This window comes from Stenotrophomonas sp. P2112, assembly GCF_041897515.1.
Classification (GTDB): domain Bacteria; phylum Pseudomonadota; class Gammaproteobacteria; order Xanthomonadales; family Xanthomonadaceae; genus Stenotrophomonas; species Stenotrophomonas sepilia.
Genome location: NZ_CP169216.1, coordinates 1,849,610 through 1,865,749 on the forward strand (window position 1 = coordinate 1,849,610; position 16,140 = coordinate 1,865,749).

16 protein-coding genes are annotated in these 16,140 nt (G+C 61.9%); 8 read left to right on the forward strand and 8 right to left on the reverse strand.

What is annotated here, in order from left to right:
* Positions 1-38 precede the first annotated feature (38 nt).
* Both ACEPA4_RS08635 and ACEPA4_RS08640 read left to right on the forward strand, forming a co-directional pair.
* Complete coding sequence (locus ACEPA4_RS08635; protein ID WP_262089702.1) at positions 39-770, forward strand: hypothetical protein; 732 nt, start codon at positions 39-41, stop codon at positions 768-770.
* 78 nt (positions 771-848) lie between these two features.
* Positions 849-1,328, forward strand: a complete 480-nt coding sequence (locus tag ACEPA4_RS08640) for a hypothetical protein (RefSeq protein WP_262089701.1) — start codon at positions 849-851, stop codon at positions 1,326-1,328.
* Between the two features lie 521 nt (positions 1,329-1,849).
* Here ACEPA4_RS08640 and ACEPA4_RS08645 read toward each other — a convergent pair.
* Positions 1,850-2,461: a hypothetical protein gene (locus ACEPA4_RS08645; protein ID WP_262089699.1), complete on the reverse strand. Its 612-nt coding sequence runs from the start codon at positions 2,459-2,461 to the stop codon at positions 1,850-1,852.
* 143 nt (positions 2,462-2,604) lie between these two features.
* On the opposite strand from ACEPA4_RS08645, the gene ACEPA4_RS08650 reads away from it, so the two are divergent.
* The 3 genes from ACEPA4_RS08650 to ACEPA4_RS08660 are packed head-to-tail and all read left to right on the forward strand — an operon-like array spanning position 2,605 to position 6,023.
* Positions 2,605-3,279: a VWA domain-containing protein gene (locus ACEPA4_RS08650; protein WP_262089698.1), complete on the forward strand. Its 675-nt coding sequence runs from the start codon at positions 2,605-2,607 to the stop codon at positions 3,277-3,279.
* Entirely contained in the window at positions 3,279-4,088 is an 810-nt protein-coding gene (locus ACEPA4_RS08655; protein WP_125437515.1) for a PP2C family serine/threonine-protein phosphatase, read from the forward strand. Before ACEPA4_RS08650 ends, ACEPA4_RS08655 begins: the two co-directional genes overlap by 1 nt.
* Entirely contained in the window at positions 4,089-6,023 is a 1,935-nt protein-coding gene (locus ACEPA4_RS08660) for a helix-hairpin-helix domain-containing protein (RefSeq protein WP_262089696.1), read from the forward strand.
* A gap of 374 nt (positions 6,024-6,397) precedes the next feature.
* Here ACEPA4_RS08660 and ACEPA4_RS08665 read toward each other — a convergent pair whose 3' ends face one another.
* The 3 genes from ACEPA4_RS08665 to ACEPA4_RS08675 form a co-directional block, all read right to left on the reverse strand.
* Positions 6,398-7,162, reverse strand: a complete 765-nt coding sequence (locus tag ACEPA4_RS08665) for a hypothetical protein (protein WP_262089695.1) — start codon at positions 7,160-7,162, stop codon at positions 6,398-6,400.
* A 190-nt stretch (positions 7,163-7,352) separates the two neighbouring features.
* Positions 7,353-10,562 (reverse strand): zeta toxin family protein, encoded by a 3,210-nt coding sequence (locus ACEPA4_RS08670; protein WP_262089694.1) that lies wholly within the window; start codon positions 10,560-10,562, stop codon positions 7,353-7,355.
* Positions 10,562-10,945, reverse strand: coding sequence for a hypothetical protein (locus ACEPA4_RS08675; protein ID WP_231298579.1), 384 nt, complete (start codon positions 10,943-10,945; stop codon positions 10,562-10,564). The genes ACEPA4_RS08670 and ACEPA4_RS08675 overlap by 1 nt, the downstream gene beginning before the upstream one ends.
* Before the next feature lie 686 nt (positions 10,946-11,631).
* Here ACEPA4_RS08675 and ACEPA4_RS08680 point away from each other — a divergent pair.
* The gene (locus ACEPA4_RS08680; protein ID WP_262089693.1) at positions 11,632-12,111 is read left to right on the forward strand and encodes a tetratricopeptide repeat protein; all 480 of its coding nucleotides are present in this window, start codon (positions 11,632-11,634) and stop codon (positions 12,109-12,111) included.
* A gap of 61 nt (positions 12,112-12,172) precedes the next feature.
* Positions 12,173-12,955, forward strand: coding sequence for a 3-hydroxybutyrate dehydrogenase (locus ACEPA4_RS08685; RefSeq protein ID WP_262089691.1), 783 nt, complete (start codon positions 12,173-12,175; stop codon positions 12,953-12,955).
* Here ACEPA4_RS08685 and ACEPA4_RS08690 read toward each other — a convergent pair.
* On the reverse strand, positions 12,952-13,323 hold the full coding sequence (locus tag ACEPA4_RS08690; protein ID WP_065195948.1) for a DUF4180 domain-containing protein: 372 nt from the start codon (positions 13,321-13,323) through the stop codon (positions 12,952-12,954). The genes ACEPA4_RS08685 and ACEPA4_RS08690 overlap by 4 nt on opposite strands.
* A 143-nt stretch (positions 13,324-13,466) precedes the next feature.
* On the opposite strand from ACEPA4_RS08690, the gene ACEPA4_RS08695 reads away from it, so the two are divergent.
* Complete coding sequence (locus ACEPA4_RS08695; protein WP_065177482.1) at positions 13,467-14,753, forward strand: S9 family peptidase; 1,287 nt, start codon at positions 13,467-13,469, stop codon at positions 14,751-14,753.
* 53 nt (positions 14,754-14,806) lie between these two features.
* On the opposite strand, the gene ACEPA4_RS08700 is transcribed toward ACEPA4_RS08695, so the two are convergent.
* Genes ACEPA4_RS08700 through ACEPA4_RS08710 form a run of 3 tightly spaced genes read right to left on the reverse strand, consistent with a single transcriptional unit; the run spans position 14,807 to position 16,049 of the window.
* Entirely contained in the window at positions 14,807-15,265 is a 459-nt protein-coding gene (locus ACEPA4_RS08700) for an SRPBCC family protein (protein WP_262089690.1), read from the reverse strand.
* Between the two features lie 2 nt (positions 15,266-15,267).
* Complete coding sequence (locus ACEPA4_RS08705) at positions 15,268-15,582, reverse strand: helix-turn-helix transcriptional regulator (protein ID WP_005416268.1); 315 nt, start codon at positions 15,580-15,582, stop codon at positions 15,268-15,270.
* Between the two features lie 11 nt (positions 15,583-15,593).
* Complete coding sequence (locus ACEPA4_RS08710; RefSeq protein ID WP_262089689.1) at positions 15,594-16,049, reverse strand: SRPBCC domain-containing protein; 456 nt, start codon at positions 16,047-16,049, stop codon at positions 15,594-15,596.
* Positions 16,050-16,140: the final 91 nt, after the last annotated feature.

Below are 16,140 nucleotides of genomic sequence, written 5' to 3' on the forward strand. Positions count from 1 at the left end.
GGCGGGGCCGTTTTCCCAGGGAAGCCCTCGAAAACGACATGCGAACGTCCTTCTTCATTCTCTCCGCCCTGTGCCTTGGCCTGCTGTCCGGCTGTGCCAGTGGCCCGGAGGAGCACGCCTCAAGCCGCGAGATCACCAGTGCGTTCGTGGCCGACGACGGCCAGCTGTACCTGCTGCCGCGCTATGACGAGCCGATGCGTTTCAATGCCGCGCCGTTCCGTGAGTACCGCGCGCTGATGGACAGCCCGCTGCGCGAGGCGGTGGCCTGCGCGCAGATGTACTTCCATGAGGACTGGCGCGACCCGGCCAACAAGGCCAAGGTGCACGGCAGCTATGCGCTGCTGCTGCGGCCGGAGCAGGTGACGGCGGAGCAGGCCGCGCAGTTCAAGCTGGAGCGGATTGAGGTCCCCTCGCGTGAGGCCAAGGCCGTGGAGGAGCGGGCACGCTACTACCTGCCGATGGACCGGACCCGTTACGCGCTGGCGTTTGACCGGGCCTGCAATCTTTCAAGGAAGGGCGGCAGCTATTACAGCGCGCTGTTCGAGGGCGACGGCGAGCGGGTGAAGTTGCCGGATGCTGCGGCGCTGGCGGAGAAGGGAAAGCTGGCACAGCCGATCAATGCGCGGGCGCAGCGGATCCTGCCGGAGAGGGAGGACAAGCCGGGTGTGGGTTCGTCGGCGGGCAAGGTGCTGGGGGCGGCGCTGATTCCTGTGGCGGTTCCGGTGTTTGTGTTGAGCCTGCCGTTCCTGGGGCCGGATCATTGGAAGTGATGGGGCGCTGAGGGAGAGCATCCACGCATGGCGTGGATCTACTTGGGCATCGCCTGAACGTTCATCCTGGAGATCTGTGTGCCCAGCACGCTGGAAACTGTTTTGAAGACCGTAGGTTTCATTGTCCTTGCGGCGCTTCCGTTGGTGATCCTCTGGTTCACCCTTCGGCGAATGGCAGCAACTGCTCGCTCGTCCGTGAAATCGGGGCTGCGTTTGCATGCTCCGCGCCGGATTTCCGGCAGGTCCATGACCTTGGTGATGGTGGATGGCAAAGAGGATCGCGAGCACTACTTCTTCGATGCGGCGTCCTTTTACCTGCAGCGTGGGCCGGTGCCTACGGCTGTTCCGCTTTCGCAGATCGCCTCAGTCACACGAACGTCCGACAGGATCTACGGGCGCTATGTCTGGCAGGTGTGCTTCAGCAAAGCATCGGGCAGGAAGTGCGTGACGTTCACCAACAACCTGACGCTGTTCAATCGGGATTTCCTGCTGTTCCTGGAGGCGGTGCGGAAGGCCAATCCGCTGGCGACCGTTGAGCGGGCGGGTCTGTTCTTCTGATTGTGCGGCGATATCAGTGGCGCCGATTGGTAAACAGAGGGGATGGGAGGGCGGGTTGCCGCCCACTCAACCCATGGTGGCTGCACAGATCTGAATATCCTGTTGAACGCGTTGATCTTCGAGATACTACTCAAGTTCGTTGGCGATAGCGCGCACCTGCTGATAGATGGCGTGATCGGGATGGCGGGCCGGGTGGCTGGATGTGATCGTCCACCAAGTGCAGTTTGCCAAAAATGAACAAGTTCAGATCCCTTCGCGCGTGCTTACGTGAAAGGCGACTAGCTCTTTGTCCCTGTAAGAATTCTTCATGGTCGGACCAAGGCGATATCGGTGCAGTCTCTTGGACAGCAAATGGACTAGGCCCTCAGCGAGCTGGCTTAGGCGGCGCTGAACCAAGACATCTCCGCACTGCTCTCCCGGGATTTGGAGGCTCGGCGTCACCAACGAGAAGAAGGCACATACTGAGTCTTCTGGATCACGGGATCGCCTTTGCCGATCAACTGACCAATCTAGGCCGGATATCATTTCGATGATCTGCGCTGCCTGCTCGTTGCCAGAGGCTTAAGGCCGATCTCCTGATCGCTGACCATGATTGCGGCGAGAGGCCCTCTGAGCGACCCGAGACGCACAGAACTTGATTGGTTGACGGTAAGCGAACCCAGCCTCGAAGATGGCTTAGTGTTTCGATCGTAGGCGATGGCAATCAGGCCGTGGGCATTGAACACCAGTGCGCTGGCTCCGATGGCCGCGCAACCGGTTGGCCCCTTCTCGGCGCCTGCGTCTACCATGACAAACTGAAAGCCGTTGACCGTCTCGTCCGCGCTGACATGCCAGCCCGCTGAGTTCGCTGCATTGGCTTGAGGCGAGAGCGAGCCCAATACGGGGCGAGGGCACTGCGTGTCTGCTTGAGTCGGCTGCTTTGCCGACGGCAGTTGAACGGTGGGCACCAAGCGCAGGGTGCCCACCCGAACCGTCGAGACAGCGGGTGTTGCCCCATTCAACGTCGGCGGTGCCGATGCTGCTACTGCACTTTCTTTCCGGATCGCATAATTTGGCATGGACTTTGCATCACTTGCGGTGCGCGCGAGCAAAGAGGTCACCAAAATCAGGATCACGGCGGCAGAAACGGCCAAAGGGGCCCAATCCGCGAATCCTCGCGGCGCCCAAACTGGTAATGAAGCGGGGGAGGAGTGCGTGACCATGGCCCATCATAGATTGAGTTGGACGGCGGAGCTATGATGGCACTTCCAGTTAGTGGACAGGGAAATCCAGCGTCATGAATGATTTTGATCAAGTGCCTTTCGGGGCCAGCGATTTTGCCGAGAACCCGGAAAACCGCTGTGCTTGTTTGCTTCTGTTGGATACCTCTGGGTCGATGGGAGGCAAGCCGATTGAGGAGCTCAACGCCGGACTGCTGCAGTTCCAGGAAGAGCTGAACTCCGACTCGCTCGCAGCTAAGCGGGTTGAGGTGGCCATCGTCACGTTCGGACCCGTTCAAACGGTCACAGACTTCGTTACGGCTGATAGCTTCTATCCGCCGGTCCTGTCATGCACGGGGGACACCCCGATGGGCGCGGCGATCGAGCAGGGGCTGGAGATGGTTCGGCAGCGCAAAGAAGTCTACAAAGCCAATGGTGTCTCCTACTATCGGCCTTGGGTGTTTCTGATCACCGATGGAGCGCCGACCGACTCCTGGCAGCGCGCAGCTGCTTTGGTTCGAGAGGGGGAGGCGACGAAGAACTTCCAGTTCTTCGCAGTTGGCGTGAAAGGCGCGGACATGGATATCCTCAGCCAGATCTCCACGCGTGCGCCGCTCAACCTCAAGGGCCTTCAGTTCAGGGAGTTGTTCAAGTGGCTCTCTAACTCCATGGGCGCGGTTTCCCATTCGACCCCAGGTGACAATGTGACTTTGGTAAACCCCACGGCGCCAGATGGCTGGGCCAGCGTGTAATGGAGTTGCTGGACTGGCGCGTCGCCGCAGCGTCCTCGATTGGAACGTCCCACATCAAGTCTGGGACGGATTGTCAGGATGCCTGTGAGCAGGAGGTCTTCCAAGAGCACGGTGCCGTGCTCCTGGTGGCGTCGGACGGTGCCGGCAGCGCTTTGCGATCGGCGACAGGAGCGAAGCTGGCGACGGCGGAGATTCGGGACTGCGTACGCAATCATTTTGACGACGGCCAAGGCATTGAACAGGTCACCCGGGACGTCGCACTGAACTGGCTTACCGGCGTAGCTGCCCGCATTGCCCACAGGGCAGCTTCCGATGGGCTGGAGGTCAGGGAGTATGCGTGCACCGTGGTGGCCGCTATCGTGTCCCCAACCCATGCTTGTTTCTTCCAAGTGGGCGACGGCGCCATTGTTATCCGCCCCCGTGGCGACGATTGGGCCTACGTGTTCTGGCCCCAACACGGGGAATACATCAACACCACAGTCTTTGTCACGGATCCAGTGGCCGTCTTGAACGCCGAGTTTTCTTGTAGTGCAGGCCCCGTCGATGAGGTCGCTGTGTTCACTGACGGCATTGAAGCGCTAGTGCTTCATCAAGCCACGCAAAGCGTGCATTCGCCTTTTTTCGACAAGATATTCTCACCGGTGCGAGCGCTAACAAGTCTGGGTTACAGCGAAGAGTTGTCTTCCAAGCTGGAGGCATACCTCGATTCCCCCCTGATCTGCGACCGGACGGACGACGACAAGACGCTCCTGCTTGCCAGTCGGCTGGGGAAGGTGCCTGAGGCATCGGCGTCACCAGAGGAGGCCTAAGTGGCTCTGCCTGTTCTGGTTGGCAAATCCGGACCGGTCCGCCTAGGAAAGCAGCTGGGCAAAGGCGGTGAAGGAACAGTCTTCGAGGTCGAAGGCAAGCCCGATTCGGCCGCCAAGATCTATTCGACGGCGATCAGCAGTGAGAGAGCGGACAAACTGCTGGCCATGGCCGCTCTCCGGACCACAGCACTGGATCAACTCACGGCCTGGCCCACCGATGTGCTGCGACAATCCGATGGCAAGGTCTGCGGCTTTGTCATGGCCAACCTTCGCGCATCTAAGGACATCCATAAGCTCTACAGTCCCAAGAGCCGGTTGGCGGACTTCCCGCAAGCCGACTGGCGGCTGATGGTCCGCGCAGCGCTGAACACGGCCAGGGCGTTTTCCGTTCTTCACCAGGCCGGCCACTTGGTTGGGGACGTCAACCATGGTGGCGTACGGGTGTCGCCTGATGCGACGGTGAAACTGATCGATACCGACAGCTTCCAGATCACGCATCAAGGGCGGACTTTCCTTTGCGAGGTTGGTGTCCAGGATTTCACTCCCCCTGAGCTCCACGGGAAGGCGTTCAAGCAAGTTGCGCGAACGGCCAATCATGACAACTTCGGATTGGCCGTCCTGATTTTCCAGATGCTCATGAATGGTCGTCACCCGTTTGCCGGACGCTACAGTGGCCCGGGAGACATGCCAATCGAAAAGGCAATCCCGGAGTTCCGCTACGCTTACGGCAAAGACACTGCACGGGCCCGAATGAGCCCGCCGCCGCTGAGCGCTCATCCGGCTGCGGCGTCGCCTTGGGTTGCAGACCTGTGGGAAAAAGCGTTCGGCACTGAGGGGGCTAGGCCGAACGGGCGTCCCAAGGCAGAAGATTGGGTTCAAGCCCTGACCAAGCTAGAGCAGAACTTCAAAAGGTGTACTTCGAGGCCTTCCCATTTCCATTTCAATGGGCTGGCCGAGTGCCCTTGGTGTCCGATTGAGCGCGCCGGTATTGCGTTATTTGGTGGTGCTGCAGTAGTTATTCCCAAGCTCGCCTCTGGTCCGTTCGACCTTGAAGCTGTTTGGCGAGATATCATGACGGCGACGCTGCCCCCGATACAGGCCATCCCTCAGCTGAAGATCGTGCCGGCCGCTCCCCAGATGCAAGCGTGGGGCCGACGTCGCGCTTTGTGGCAAACCTCGGGATGGCTTGTGGGCCTGGCAATCTCGGTGCTGGGTATTTCGCTCTCGGCCGTGCTCGCGCCTCTGTGGGCTTGCATCGGGTGGGCAATGGGGGCGTGGGTTAACAGCCGTGGACGCCCGGACTCGGCGCCCTTGGCTGTCAGCTACCAGAAGGCGAAGGCCCACTACGACGGCCTTGCGGCGCGATGGGCTCAAGAGCAAGCCGACACACAGTTACAGGCGAAGCAAAACCACCTTCGCCCATTGCGCGACGAGCATGCCGGGCTGCCCGCAGAGCGAGAAAAGCGTTACCGCGCGCTTTTCAGCAACCGCCATCAGAGCGCGCTGAAGCAGTTCTTGGATAAGTTCGAGATCGAGCGCGCCTCCATACCTGGAATCGGCGCAACCAAGAAGGCCATGCTGGAGTCCTTCGGCATCGAAACGGCAGCGGATGTCAGTCGTCATGCAGTCCTGAACGTTCCGGGGTTTGGGCCCGCGTTGACGGATCGCTTGATGAAGTGGCGGCAGGACATAGAGGCGCGATTCCGTTTTGACCCGAACTCGGCGATCGATCCCCGGCAGGTCGCAGATCTCGATCGAACCATTCAAGGACGGCGGGCTCAAATCGAGTCTGATCTGGTGGCTGGCCGATTGGCCATTCTACAAATGCGACAGGCCGCGATGGCTCGCCGCAGATCCTTGGAGGAGGCTATGCGCGCTGCAGTTGATGTTCTGTCGCAACAAACCGCCGATGCCAAGGCGGCTGGAATCTTGTAGATCGCGGGCGCAGCTCTGGCTGGGTACAGAAGCCAGGGTGCATTGCAAAATGCGAAGGAGATGAAGTGCCCTCCGGGCTTCGGCGGGGCTGAATCTCTCGGGTCAGGGAGCATCACAGTAGCTCCGCCGCTGCCGGGTACGTTCGCCTCAAGGCTTCTATTGCTGCCAGTGGTCAGCCGATGGTGTTGTCCGCTTGCTATCGCGGTCCGATCACTCTTGGATTCTGCTTACGCAGAACGAACAATGACCTTCAAAAGAAGCCCTTGTCGTTCCATCATCGTCAGCCTCCCAGAAAGCCGAGGCGTAGAGGCATGTCGGAGTAGTCTTCGCCGTCAAACGCAAGTCCGCTTCACCGTCAGGCATTGCTTGTCCCATTACTGCGACCCAAGCGTTGAGCCAGCACCCGCGTCTGCGGCCAGTCCAAGCAGCGCGCGAATCTCAATGCCGTCCCTGGAAATTGTGCGCATGACCTTGCTGTCCATGTCGTAGAGAGCGATGAGATCTGCACTCGTAACAATGATCTCGCCTCGCATCTGTCGCTGATCGTCCTTCCATAGCTCTGAAATGGCTTTGAATTCGCCACGTTCTAGGCGCTCGGCGTGTTTGGCCGCCTCCGAAGCGCCGAATCGCTCGCCCACAACACCTGGCATCGTGCTGCCGAGCAGGAGCAGTGAACCAAAAGCCACCGCGCTGGCGAAGATGGCCACCAAGAAGAAGTAGACGACGAACGGTTGGCGGACCCAGTAGGGAATTTGCATAAGCAAATGCCTTGGGCGGGGATTCTGCTTTGCGGATGCTCCGGCGATAACAAGTGGGAACGTTGCGATCATCAGCCCCACCGCGATGCGTTTCAGTGGCGCATGTTCCACGAACCATGTGCTTTGGTCGAGGACCACAAAAAGACCGTGGATGATCTTCCAGTCTGCCGCTTGGGAAAATGAGGAAGGCTGTATTCCCATGTGGGTGAGGTAAGTAGAGTAGGCAACTTCACCTGCAAAGTGCAGCGCAAAGCCAACAATGGTTGCAACGGTTACTACACCGCCGGCCAGGGGTGGAAGAAGGTTGGCAAGGTGGGATGCTCGCAATGAAGTCGGGGAAGGCTGGGCGCTGGAAATTGATTCGGCGGGTAGATCGGTCATGAGTGTTGTTTCTAGTTTGTCGAATGAAACGAGTCGTCTTCGAAGAAGATGTGATGTTAGGGCGGATGGTGAAGAGAAACGACACCTCATTTTGAGGTCGGCCAGCTCGATGATTGATTGAAACGGTCCAAATTCTGCAACGTTCGATTCTGTTGAGGCTGAACCGTGCCTCGCGTGTTGCGGGAATCCATCAGCCCATGCTGGCGGCGCGGATCTGGATATCCTGCTGCACGCGCTGATCTTCCAGCTGCTGCTCAAGCTGGTTGGCGATGGCACGCTGCTGCGCTTCGCGGCTCACTGCGTCGAACTGCTGCATTGATTCTTCGACCGAGGTCTGTGCGGCCAGCTCGGTCGGCATGGCTGCGCGCTGGTGGGCGGGGTCGCTGGGCTCGCCCTGGACCACGAACAGGGTGTGACCGGCCGGTTTGTCTGCCGTGGCGTTGCTCAGCAGTATGTGGTCGACGCGGGCCAGGTCGTTGTCCTTGGCCAGCACCAGCAGGCTGGCGGTCATGCGCTCGCTGGCTTCGTCGAAGGTCCGACCGTGCTTGGCATCCAGTGCCGCTACGCCTTCGCGCACCTGTTGGTAGAGGGCATGATCGGGATGCTCGGGCTGGGTAGGCAGCAGGGGCACGGGCGGCGCTTCGGGTTCCTGGGCCGTTGCGCTTGAGGGTGATGCCGCCGGTGCCCCCACGGGTGGTGGCGTGTAGAAAGGCTCGTGCTCCGAGACTTGGGTTGCCGCGTCTGTCATCGGCGCGGGCGTAGCTGGCTCGGCTGCTGCGAGGGTGACTGGAACGTCTGACTCCGGCTGGACCGGCGCCGGCTTCGCTTCGGCTTCGTGGGGGCGGTCAGTAGCCGGCACGGCTTCAGCCACTTCGGTCTGGATCAACGGGGCCGGGGAGTGGATGTGAGTTGTAACGGGCTCCTGCGCAGGAGCCGGGTGCCCGACATCCGGCGTAGGTAGCACACTCACTTCTGGCTGCGCGGGAGATCGCTCAGGGGAGGGAATGCCGGGTGACGACGGCACAGGGGCTGCCGGCATCGGGTGTACAGGAGGGTTTGCCTCGGCATGCGCTTGTCGCTCGCTTGACTCATCCCGTGCAGGTTGCGTTGCAGAGGCAGCGATCGGCTCCTGTTGGGGTACTTCGCGGCGAGCCGGTTCGTGCACGGGTTCCGCACGATTCGATGGCGTCGGCACTGCAGGCGTAGGAGCGTGATGCTCCTGTACCAAGGGTGATGTGTTGGGCGCCAGTGCAGCGCGTTCAACGGTGTGCGCATCGATCACGGCTTGTGGCGTCAGGCGTTCTTCGGCGTGCTGTCCGCGAACCTCGGCCACGGCAGCGGCGGCCATCTGCTGCACCTGCGGTGCGGCGACGCCAAGTCGATTGGCTTCCTGCATGGCCTGTTCGTGGGCATCGCGCTCGTTGGCGGTCAATGCCTCGATACTGCGTTCGTGGGCGCTGGGTACGGGCGCCTCCATCTGTTGGATGGCCCGGATCTGCGGGTAGGTACTGTTCAACTCGTCGCGGATGTTGCCCTCGGCCAGCGAGTCGTAGATCCAGCCGTCATGCAGCCACTCACCATCGCCTTGATGCTGATAGGTGCGTCCGTCGGAGGCGAGTACGTGATCGGGATGCTCGCGGGCCCAGATCACTTCGTCAGGAATGGCCCCATACTGGGACCAGCCCTGTGCGGTGTAGGCCTCCTCATACTGCTTGGCAAAGGCCGCCGAGCTTCGGGCGGCGTTGAAGGCCATGATGCCCTGTGCGGCTTCATCAAGCTGCGCAGCCTTGGTGGCGTCGGCAACTTCGACCGTGGTGCTCTTGATGCCATGTTCGAGGACCTGATGGACGACCTCGCGTCGCCATTCACCGTTCTCCGGGTTGCGCTCCCAGGAACGTGGAAGGGCGCTGGGCGTATCGCTGGCATCGCCGGCGATGCTGAAGGGATTGATTGGCTGATCCGGCTCGGACAGCCGCAGCCCGACGGCCCGGCTTGAGGCCTGGTAGTTCAGCTGCTGGGTCAGTTCGGCATCGGCGGTCAGCAGCGTGGTCGCGCCGTAGATCGGGCGATCGGCCAGCGTGCCGACGGTGCCTACGATCTCCCGCTCGCTGTGTGTCCAGCCATTTTCGGGATGCGCCGGGTCAAACGTCCAGACCCTGCCGGTGCTGTCGGCCTGATTGTTGATCTGGTACTTCTCGATCCAATCGACGATCTCACTGCCGCCCCAGGCGCCTAACCCGCCACCGACGATGCCGGTAACAATGGCACCGGGGCCGGACTCGATGCCCAGCAGCGTACCGACCTTGGCGCCCACTGCCGCGCCGGTCCAACCGCCGACGCTGCGTGCTCCGAAGTCCAGCAGCGCGGCTTCCGCGCCCGTCCGGTTGTCGCGCGCGTAGAGGTCGGCAATCTTTGTTCCTTCCGTCGCGGCTTCAACGACCGTCGCTGCGGCGCCACCGATGATGGCACCCCGCACCATGTTTGGACGCACGCGGATGGTGTGGTCGATGCCGCGTGCTTCCTGGATGTTGGGCGTAATGCCTTCTACAACTTTGAGCGTTGCGCGCTCATCGAGAACGGCTGCGGCTGTATGTGGGCTGACCTTGTCATTGAGGGGCAGGGTGTCCCCAAGCTCGGCATGCCAGCGGCCTTGTGCGCGCCAGCCGTCGCGCAATGATTGGGTGATTCGAGGGTTTTTCAGCCGGGCCTCGCGTTCGGCTTCCAGCGCTGCGCCCGGTAGGCGGGCATCGCTATGGCTGTCGTAGACTTGAGCGCCTTCGCGTCCGTAGAGTCGAATCTGGATGCCGGTCTCGGCCTGAACCTTGTCCAGATTGCCGGGCAGGGCATCGTAAACGTGTTTGCGCACGTCTTCGGGGACGTAGCGGCCGAAACCGGCGCTATTCAAAGAGTCCGCAAAGCGCGCATCCACACCAAGTTCGCTTTCCAGCCGATGCGCGACGACGCCCCGAATCTCTACCTCGTAGCCTTTGGCCTGAAGGTCCTTGATCAGTGTGACCGCACTATCACCGTTGCCGAGCGTGGTATCGAGGATGAGATTTCTACGCCCACCGATTGCTGCCGATCGCAGCTCTTTTGCCCATTGGCTGGCGTCTTCGTGGGTGTGGCCGGCCCAAGTGTATGGGTGCTGCTGACGCAGGCGTTCGACGTCCGGATGTGTATCGCGTAGATCGTCAGGATCGATGGGCACTACGTCATACCCCAGGTCGATCTTTGCCGCATCATTCAGTTTTCTCTTGCCAGCACCTGGTTGCCCGGCCAAGACGATGGCGCGCGGTACTTCATGATGGTTTGCGGAATTGAATCCACTCCGAGGGATGACGTGCCGCTCCAGGTATTCTGCATGAGTCGCGGGGGCAAGAACGGCACTGGGAGCTGGCATCAGTAGTGCTCTTTATGAGTTTCAAAGTAGGCCGCAAGATCACTGATGTTCAGCATCCCGCCGCCACCGCTTCGTGCCATGAACATCAGTTCGAGCTTCTCATTTGCCTGTGCAATGGCCTGCGGATTGCCTGACGTTTCGGCGGTGGCTAGTTCAGCTCGCGCTTCAGCGATAAAGCCACTGAGGTGGTCTTCCAATAGCCAGACTGCGGCCTCAAAAGGAGGGGTGGACTTTATCCTCCTGTCCTTCACCGAGTTGAGAGCCTTCTGCAGTCGTTCGATATACTCCGGATAGTCTTTGAGCATTTCCTGGAGCTTAGCCGGAACCGGGGGGGAGGATTGAGGCATGGTGGGTACCTGTTCAGCTGTCTGACGCGTTTTCATGAGTATCTGTACTTGTAATGGCGAGTTCAATGCCCCCTCAATAGCCAGCCGACTAACAGAAGCCGTCGCTAGTCGGGCCTTGAATGAAGCTCGAAGTACTTCCTGAGATCGCCGAGTCTGGCCATGCCAAAGTTGCTGGATCTCGCAAAGGACATGAGCCTTTCCTTTGTTTGAGACTGTGCGACTGCCTTGGGGGCGTCTGAAGCTTCGGCAATTGCTAGTTCAGCTCGCGCTTCGGCGACAAAGCTGGTGAGACAGTCCTCCATACTGCGGCCTCAAGGGGGGGCGTAACTCTGTCGCCTATGGCTCACTGAAATGAGAGCCTTCTGTAGCTGTTCGATATGCTCCGGATAGTCCTTGAGCATTTCCCCGAGGTTCGCCGGGACAGGCGGAGGGGAAGCAAAAGCCATGACTATCACCCTTTCGGCAGATCCATGCGGATTCAAGGGTATCCGCACATTCCGTGGCGGGTCCAATGTCATTTGCGACATCGGGCGGAGTGCCTGAGCGGCCTCCGTCGGGCCATCCATGGGTGGATTGCGCTGACTGTAGGGCCAACACCGATGGACGCGGAGGGTCTTCTGGGCACCCGGTCTTGTGGGGGTCTGGCGGGATGCCCTGGGATGGTGCTGGCAAAATGCCAACGGGACGAAAGGATGCCCGCAAACAGGAAGGACGCCTGCGCCATGACGAACATGCCAACCCAGCTCACGACCGACTTCGATGCGGTGCTCGACCGTGGTGACATTGCCGAGGCGCGGCGGCTGTTGACTCCACAGCTTGCAAGCAGCTGTGCCGAAGCGTTGTTCCTCTCTTCTTCGATGCCCGTTGGGGAGGACGACGCACATGCCGAGGCGGACAGCTTCGCGACCCTCAAGCAGGCCGCAGAGAAGGGTTATATCCCGGCAATCCATGCGGTAGGACTGTGCCTGCTGACCGGCGACCGCGTCGAGCAGGACGTCATGCGGGCGGCCGCGTGTTTTGAGCGGGCATCGGAGGCCGGCTATCCGTCGGCCATATTCGAGTTTGGCTTGGCGTTGTTCCATGGCAAGGGTATTGCCAGGGACGTGCCGCGTGCGGTGGACCTGATTCGCGCTTCGGCGCAGGGTGGGAATGAGTACGCCAGGGAGTTCCTGTTGGCGTATTCGTTGGACGTGGGCACGTAGGAGGAGGGTGCGGAGGCCGGTAACGCTACACTGGCGGCCCACCCCCAACGGAAGCTCGCCCATGTTCTCTGGAAAGGTTGCGGTGGTCACCGGCTCCACCAGCGGTATTGGCCTTGGCATTGCCACGGCGCTGGCGCGGAAGGGCGCCGATATCGTGCTGAATGGCTTCGGCGACGCAGCGGAAATCGAGCGCATCCGTACCCAACTGGAAACTGATTTCGGTGTACGGGTGGCGCATGACGGTGCCGACCTGTCCCGTGGCGAGGCAGTGCGCGGCATGATCGACCACGCCGTTGCGAAGATGGGCCGCATCGACATCCTGGTGAATAATGCTGGCATCCAGTACACCGCGTCGATCGAGGAATTCCCGGTCGACAAGTGGGATGCGATCCTGGCGCTGAATCTGTCGGCGGTGTTCCATGCAACGGCAGCAGCCTTGCCGCACATGAAGCAGCAGGGCGCTGGCCGCATCATCAACATCGCATCGGTACACGGGCTGGTGGGTTCGGTGAACAAGTCCGCCTATGTAGCGGCCAAGCATGGCGTGGCGGGGTTCACCAAGGTGACCGCGCTGGAGAATGCGGGCACCGGCATTACCGCAAACGCGATCTGCCCAGGCTGGGTGCGAACGGCGCTGGTCGAGCAGCAGATCACCGCGTTGGCGGAGAAGGAAGGCACGGATCAGGAAACCGCCGCCCGCGCGCTGCTGGCCGAGAAGCAGCCTTCGCTGCAGTTCGTGACGCCCGAGCAATTGGGCGGGATGGTGGTGTTCCTGGCTTCGGACGCGGCGGCACAGATCACCGGCACGGCGCTGCCGGTGGATGGGGGCTGGACGGCGCGCTAGCTGGCCGACACGGGAAGACGTGCCAGCAGGGCGTCCCAATCGGCGACAAAGCAGCCGTCGCGGCCGCGGTTGCACTCGGTGATCCATGCATCCAGCGACGGGCTTTGTGCGCGGTAGGCGCTGACGTCGCCCAGTACGGCGAAGCGCAGGCGGTAGTTCACCAGCATCTGCAGCCATTGCCCGGCCATGCCGGAGCGCAGTTCGAAAAAGTCTGCCGACAGGCGTTGCACCGGTACGGCGATCCACTCGGCCTGGTGCCCAAGGGCATCGCCGACCAGGTCGCGCAGGGCGGTGGCATCGAGCGTCGTGCCCTGCGGGCCGACGCGCAGGATGCGGGTGGTGCCGATGTGTTGCAAGTGTGGGTGCATGGCGCTCTGAAGTCCGTATCGTCCTTCCAGTATGGCCATGGCAGAAGGCGACGGCGAGCGGGTGCAGCATGAATCTGGCGAACGAACGCGCTAGGCTGCGCCCGGCGCCTGCGCGACGCGGGTTTACTGTAATGGGGACGGGCATGGCAGGGTGGAAGAGTCGTTCGTTGTTGAGCGCGGTGCTGGTGTGTTCGGGCCTGCCGGTTGCAGCCGCCGAGCTGTGCACGGTCAGTGCCTACGGTGACGGGCAGGGCAACATCGTGGTGCTGGGCGCACCCGCCGCGGCACCGGCCACGGGGCAGCGTTATCTGATGCTGGACGGGCGACGTGGCGCCACCGGCGATGCCAACGCGCCGGTGAGCTGCAGCGGCGATGTGGTCAGCTTCAGGTCGCCTGCGGAGGCCACGCAGCGCTGGCAGCGACTGCCGACCCGCGATACCGATGCTACTTTCACCAGTGCAGGAACCAAGCTGGTCGGGCAGTTGATCGAACCCGCCGGTCCGGCCGATCCCAAGCGGCCGCTGGTGGTGCTGGTCCATGGCTCGGAACGCACGATGGCGGTGGCGGCGATCTACCAACGCATGCTGGTGGCGCAGGGAATCTCGGTGTTCGCCTACCAGAAGCGCGGCACCGGCGATTCGGAAGGCGAGTACACGCAGAACTTCGAGCTGCTCGCTGACGACGCAGCGGCGGCGCTTGCTAAGGCGCGGGAACTGGCAAAAGGTCGCTTCGGCCGTGCCGGGTACTTCGGTGGCAGCCAGGGCGGTTGGATCGCGCCGCTGGCGGCCACGCGTTCGCAGGCGGATTTCGTGGCGATCGGTTTCGGGCTGGTGGTCTCGCCCATCGAGGAGGACCGCGAGCAGCTGTTCGATGAGGCACGGCGCATGCAGCTGGATGCGGCGGCGTTGGCGCAGGTCGGGCAGCTGTCAGAGGCCACCGCGCAGCTGATGCGCACGCATTTCAGTGAAGGTTTCGAGGCGCTTGCGAAGGTGCGTGCGCAGGTGGGTGCCGCGCCGTGGGCAAAGACCATCAGTGGCGAATACAGCGGTGACATGCTGCGCATGAGCGACGCCGACCTGCGCCGGATCGGTCGCGCGCGCTTCGATAACCTGGAGCTGATCTGGGACTACGACGCCGAGGCTGCGCTGCGCCGCCTGAAGGGGCCGTTGCTATGGGTGCTGGCCGAGCAGGACCGCGCCGCGCCGATTGCCGCCACGCGTTCGATCCTGTCGCGCCTGCGCGCGTCAGGACAGCCGATCGAGACCTACCTGTTCCCCGACACCGACCATGGCATGGTCGAGTTCCGCACCGATGCCGAGGGCAACCGCGTGTCGACGCGGATCACCGACGGCTATCTGCGCCTGCTGGCGGATTGGATCAAGCAGGATGTGCACGGACAATACGGGCGCGCGCGCACAGTGAGCGATTGAGCGGATGGTGGCGCAGGCGGCGGATGGCGCTCCGCCGCCGATAGCGGCACGACTCAGCTCGGCTTCGCAAACACATCCAATCCCTTGCCGGTCTCCAGCAGCGACTTCAGGCTCGACAGCACGATCGGCCAGCCCTGGCGGATGCCGGTATCCATGCCGCTGCCGGGTTCCAATTCGTCGTGGGTGACGGTCAGCCGCACCATGTCCTGGTAGGGCACGATCTCGAAGGTGACCCGGCTGTAGGCATCGGGATTGTCGGCCTGCGAGGCGGCGGCCCAGGTGATGACCAGCCGCGAGGGCGGGGTGCTTTCCACCACTTCGCCGACCAGCTCGACCGAGCGCGTTTCGTCGGCGCGCACGTGCTGCCAGCGCGAGCCGGGTTTCCAGTCCGAGACGTTCTCGTGGCCCCAGTAGCGACTGGCGATCTCGGGGCGGGTGATGGCCTCGAACACCTTCTGTGGCGTGGACGCGATGTAGATCACGTGGATGAAGCGGGTGGTCTCTGCGGACATCGTCATTCTCCTTCCAGTTCGCGTTTCAGGTCATGCAGCAGGCTCAGGCGCTGCTGCTCGAACTTGCGTACCCAGCGCTCGTAGACTTCATGCAGCGGCACCGGGTTGATGAAGTGCAGCTTCTCGCGGCCACGGCGCACCGTGCTGATCAGGTTGGCGTCTTCCAGCAGGCCAAGGTGCTGGGTGACCGATTGCCGTGCCATGTCCAGGTGTTCGCAGAGCTGGCCCAGGGTCTGGCCGTTGTCTTCGCAAAGCAGGTCCAGCAGCGTTCTACGCGTGGGGTCGGCCAGTGCCTTGAACACCTTGTCTGCATTCATGCGGGGCGTCTTCAGTTCCAGTTGTCGATCCTGATGTCTCGTGGATTGGGCTGACCCTTGCCGGTTTCCAGCAGGGCTTTCAGGCTCATCAGGAACACCGCCCACTTGGTGCTGCAGTGGGAGGTGAATTCGACGCGCTCTTTCCAGCCTTCATGGGTGAACAGGACGATGCAGTAGTCGCCTTCCTGTTTCAGTGCGAAACGCGCATGCGTGCCGATCCATTCGGCGGGGCCGGCCAGGAACTGCCAGAGCACGAGCTCGCCGGGAATGAGCTGTTCCAGCTTCATTTCCATGGCGCCGATTTCCTGGCCGTTGTTGGTGAAACGCACCTTGACGGTGCCGCCAACCTCGCGGTCGCCATGGGTATCCTCAGCCCACCATCCGGCAACTCCTTCGGGGGTGGCCAAGGCCTGGTACACCTGGCTAGCGGGGGCCTTGATGCCGACGCGGTGTGTGATATCCACCATTGCAGGTTCCTCGCATGGGCCGGCAGGCGCCGCCCTTGAGTGGACTATATGCAGGTAAATACCTGCATGTCAAAACCGGCCACGAACGCCC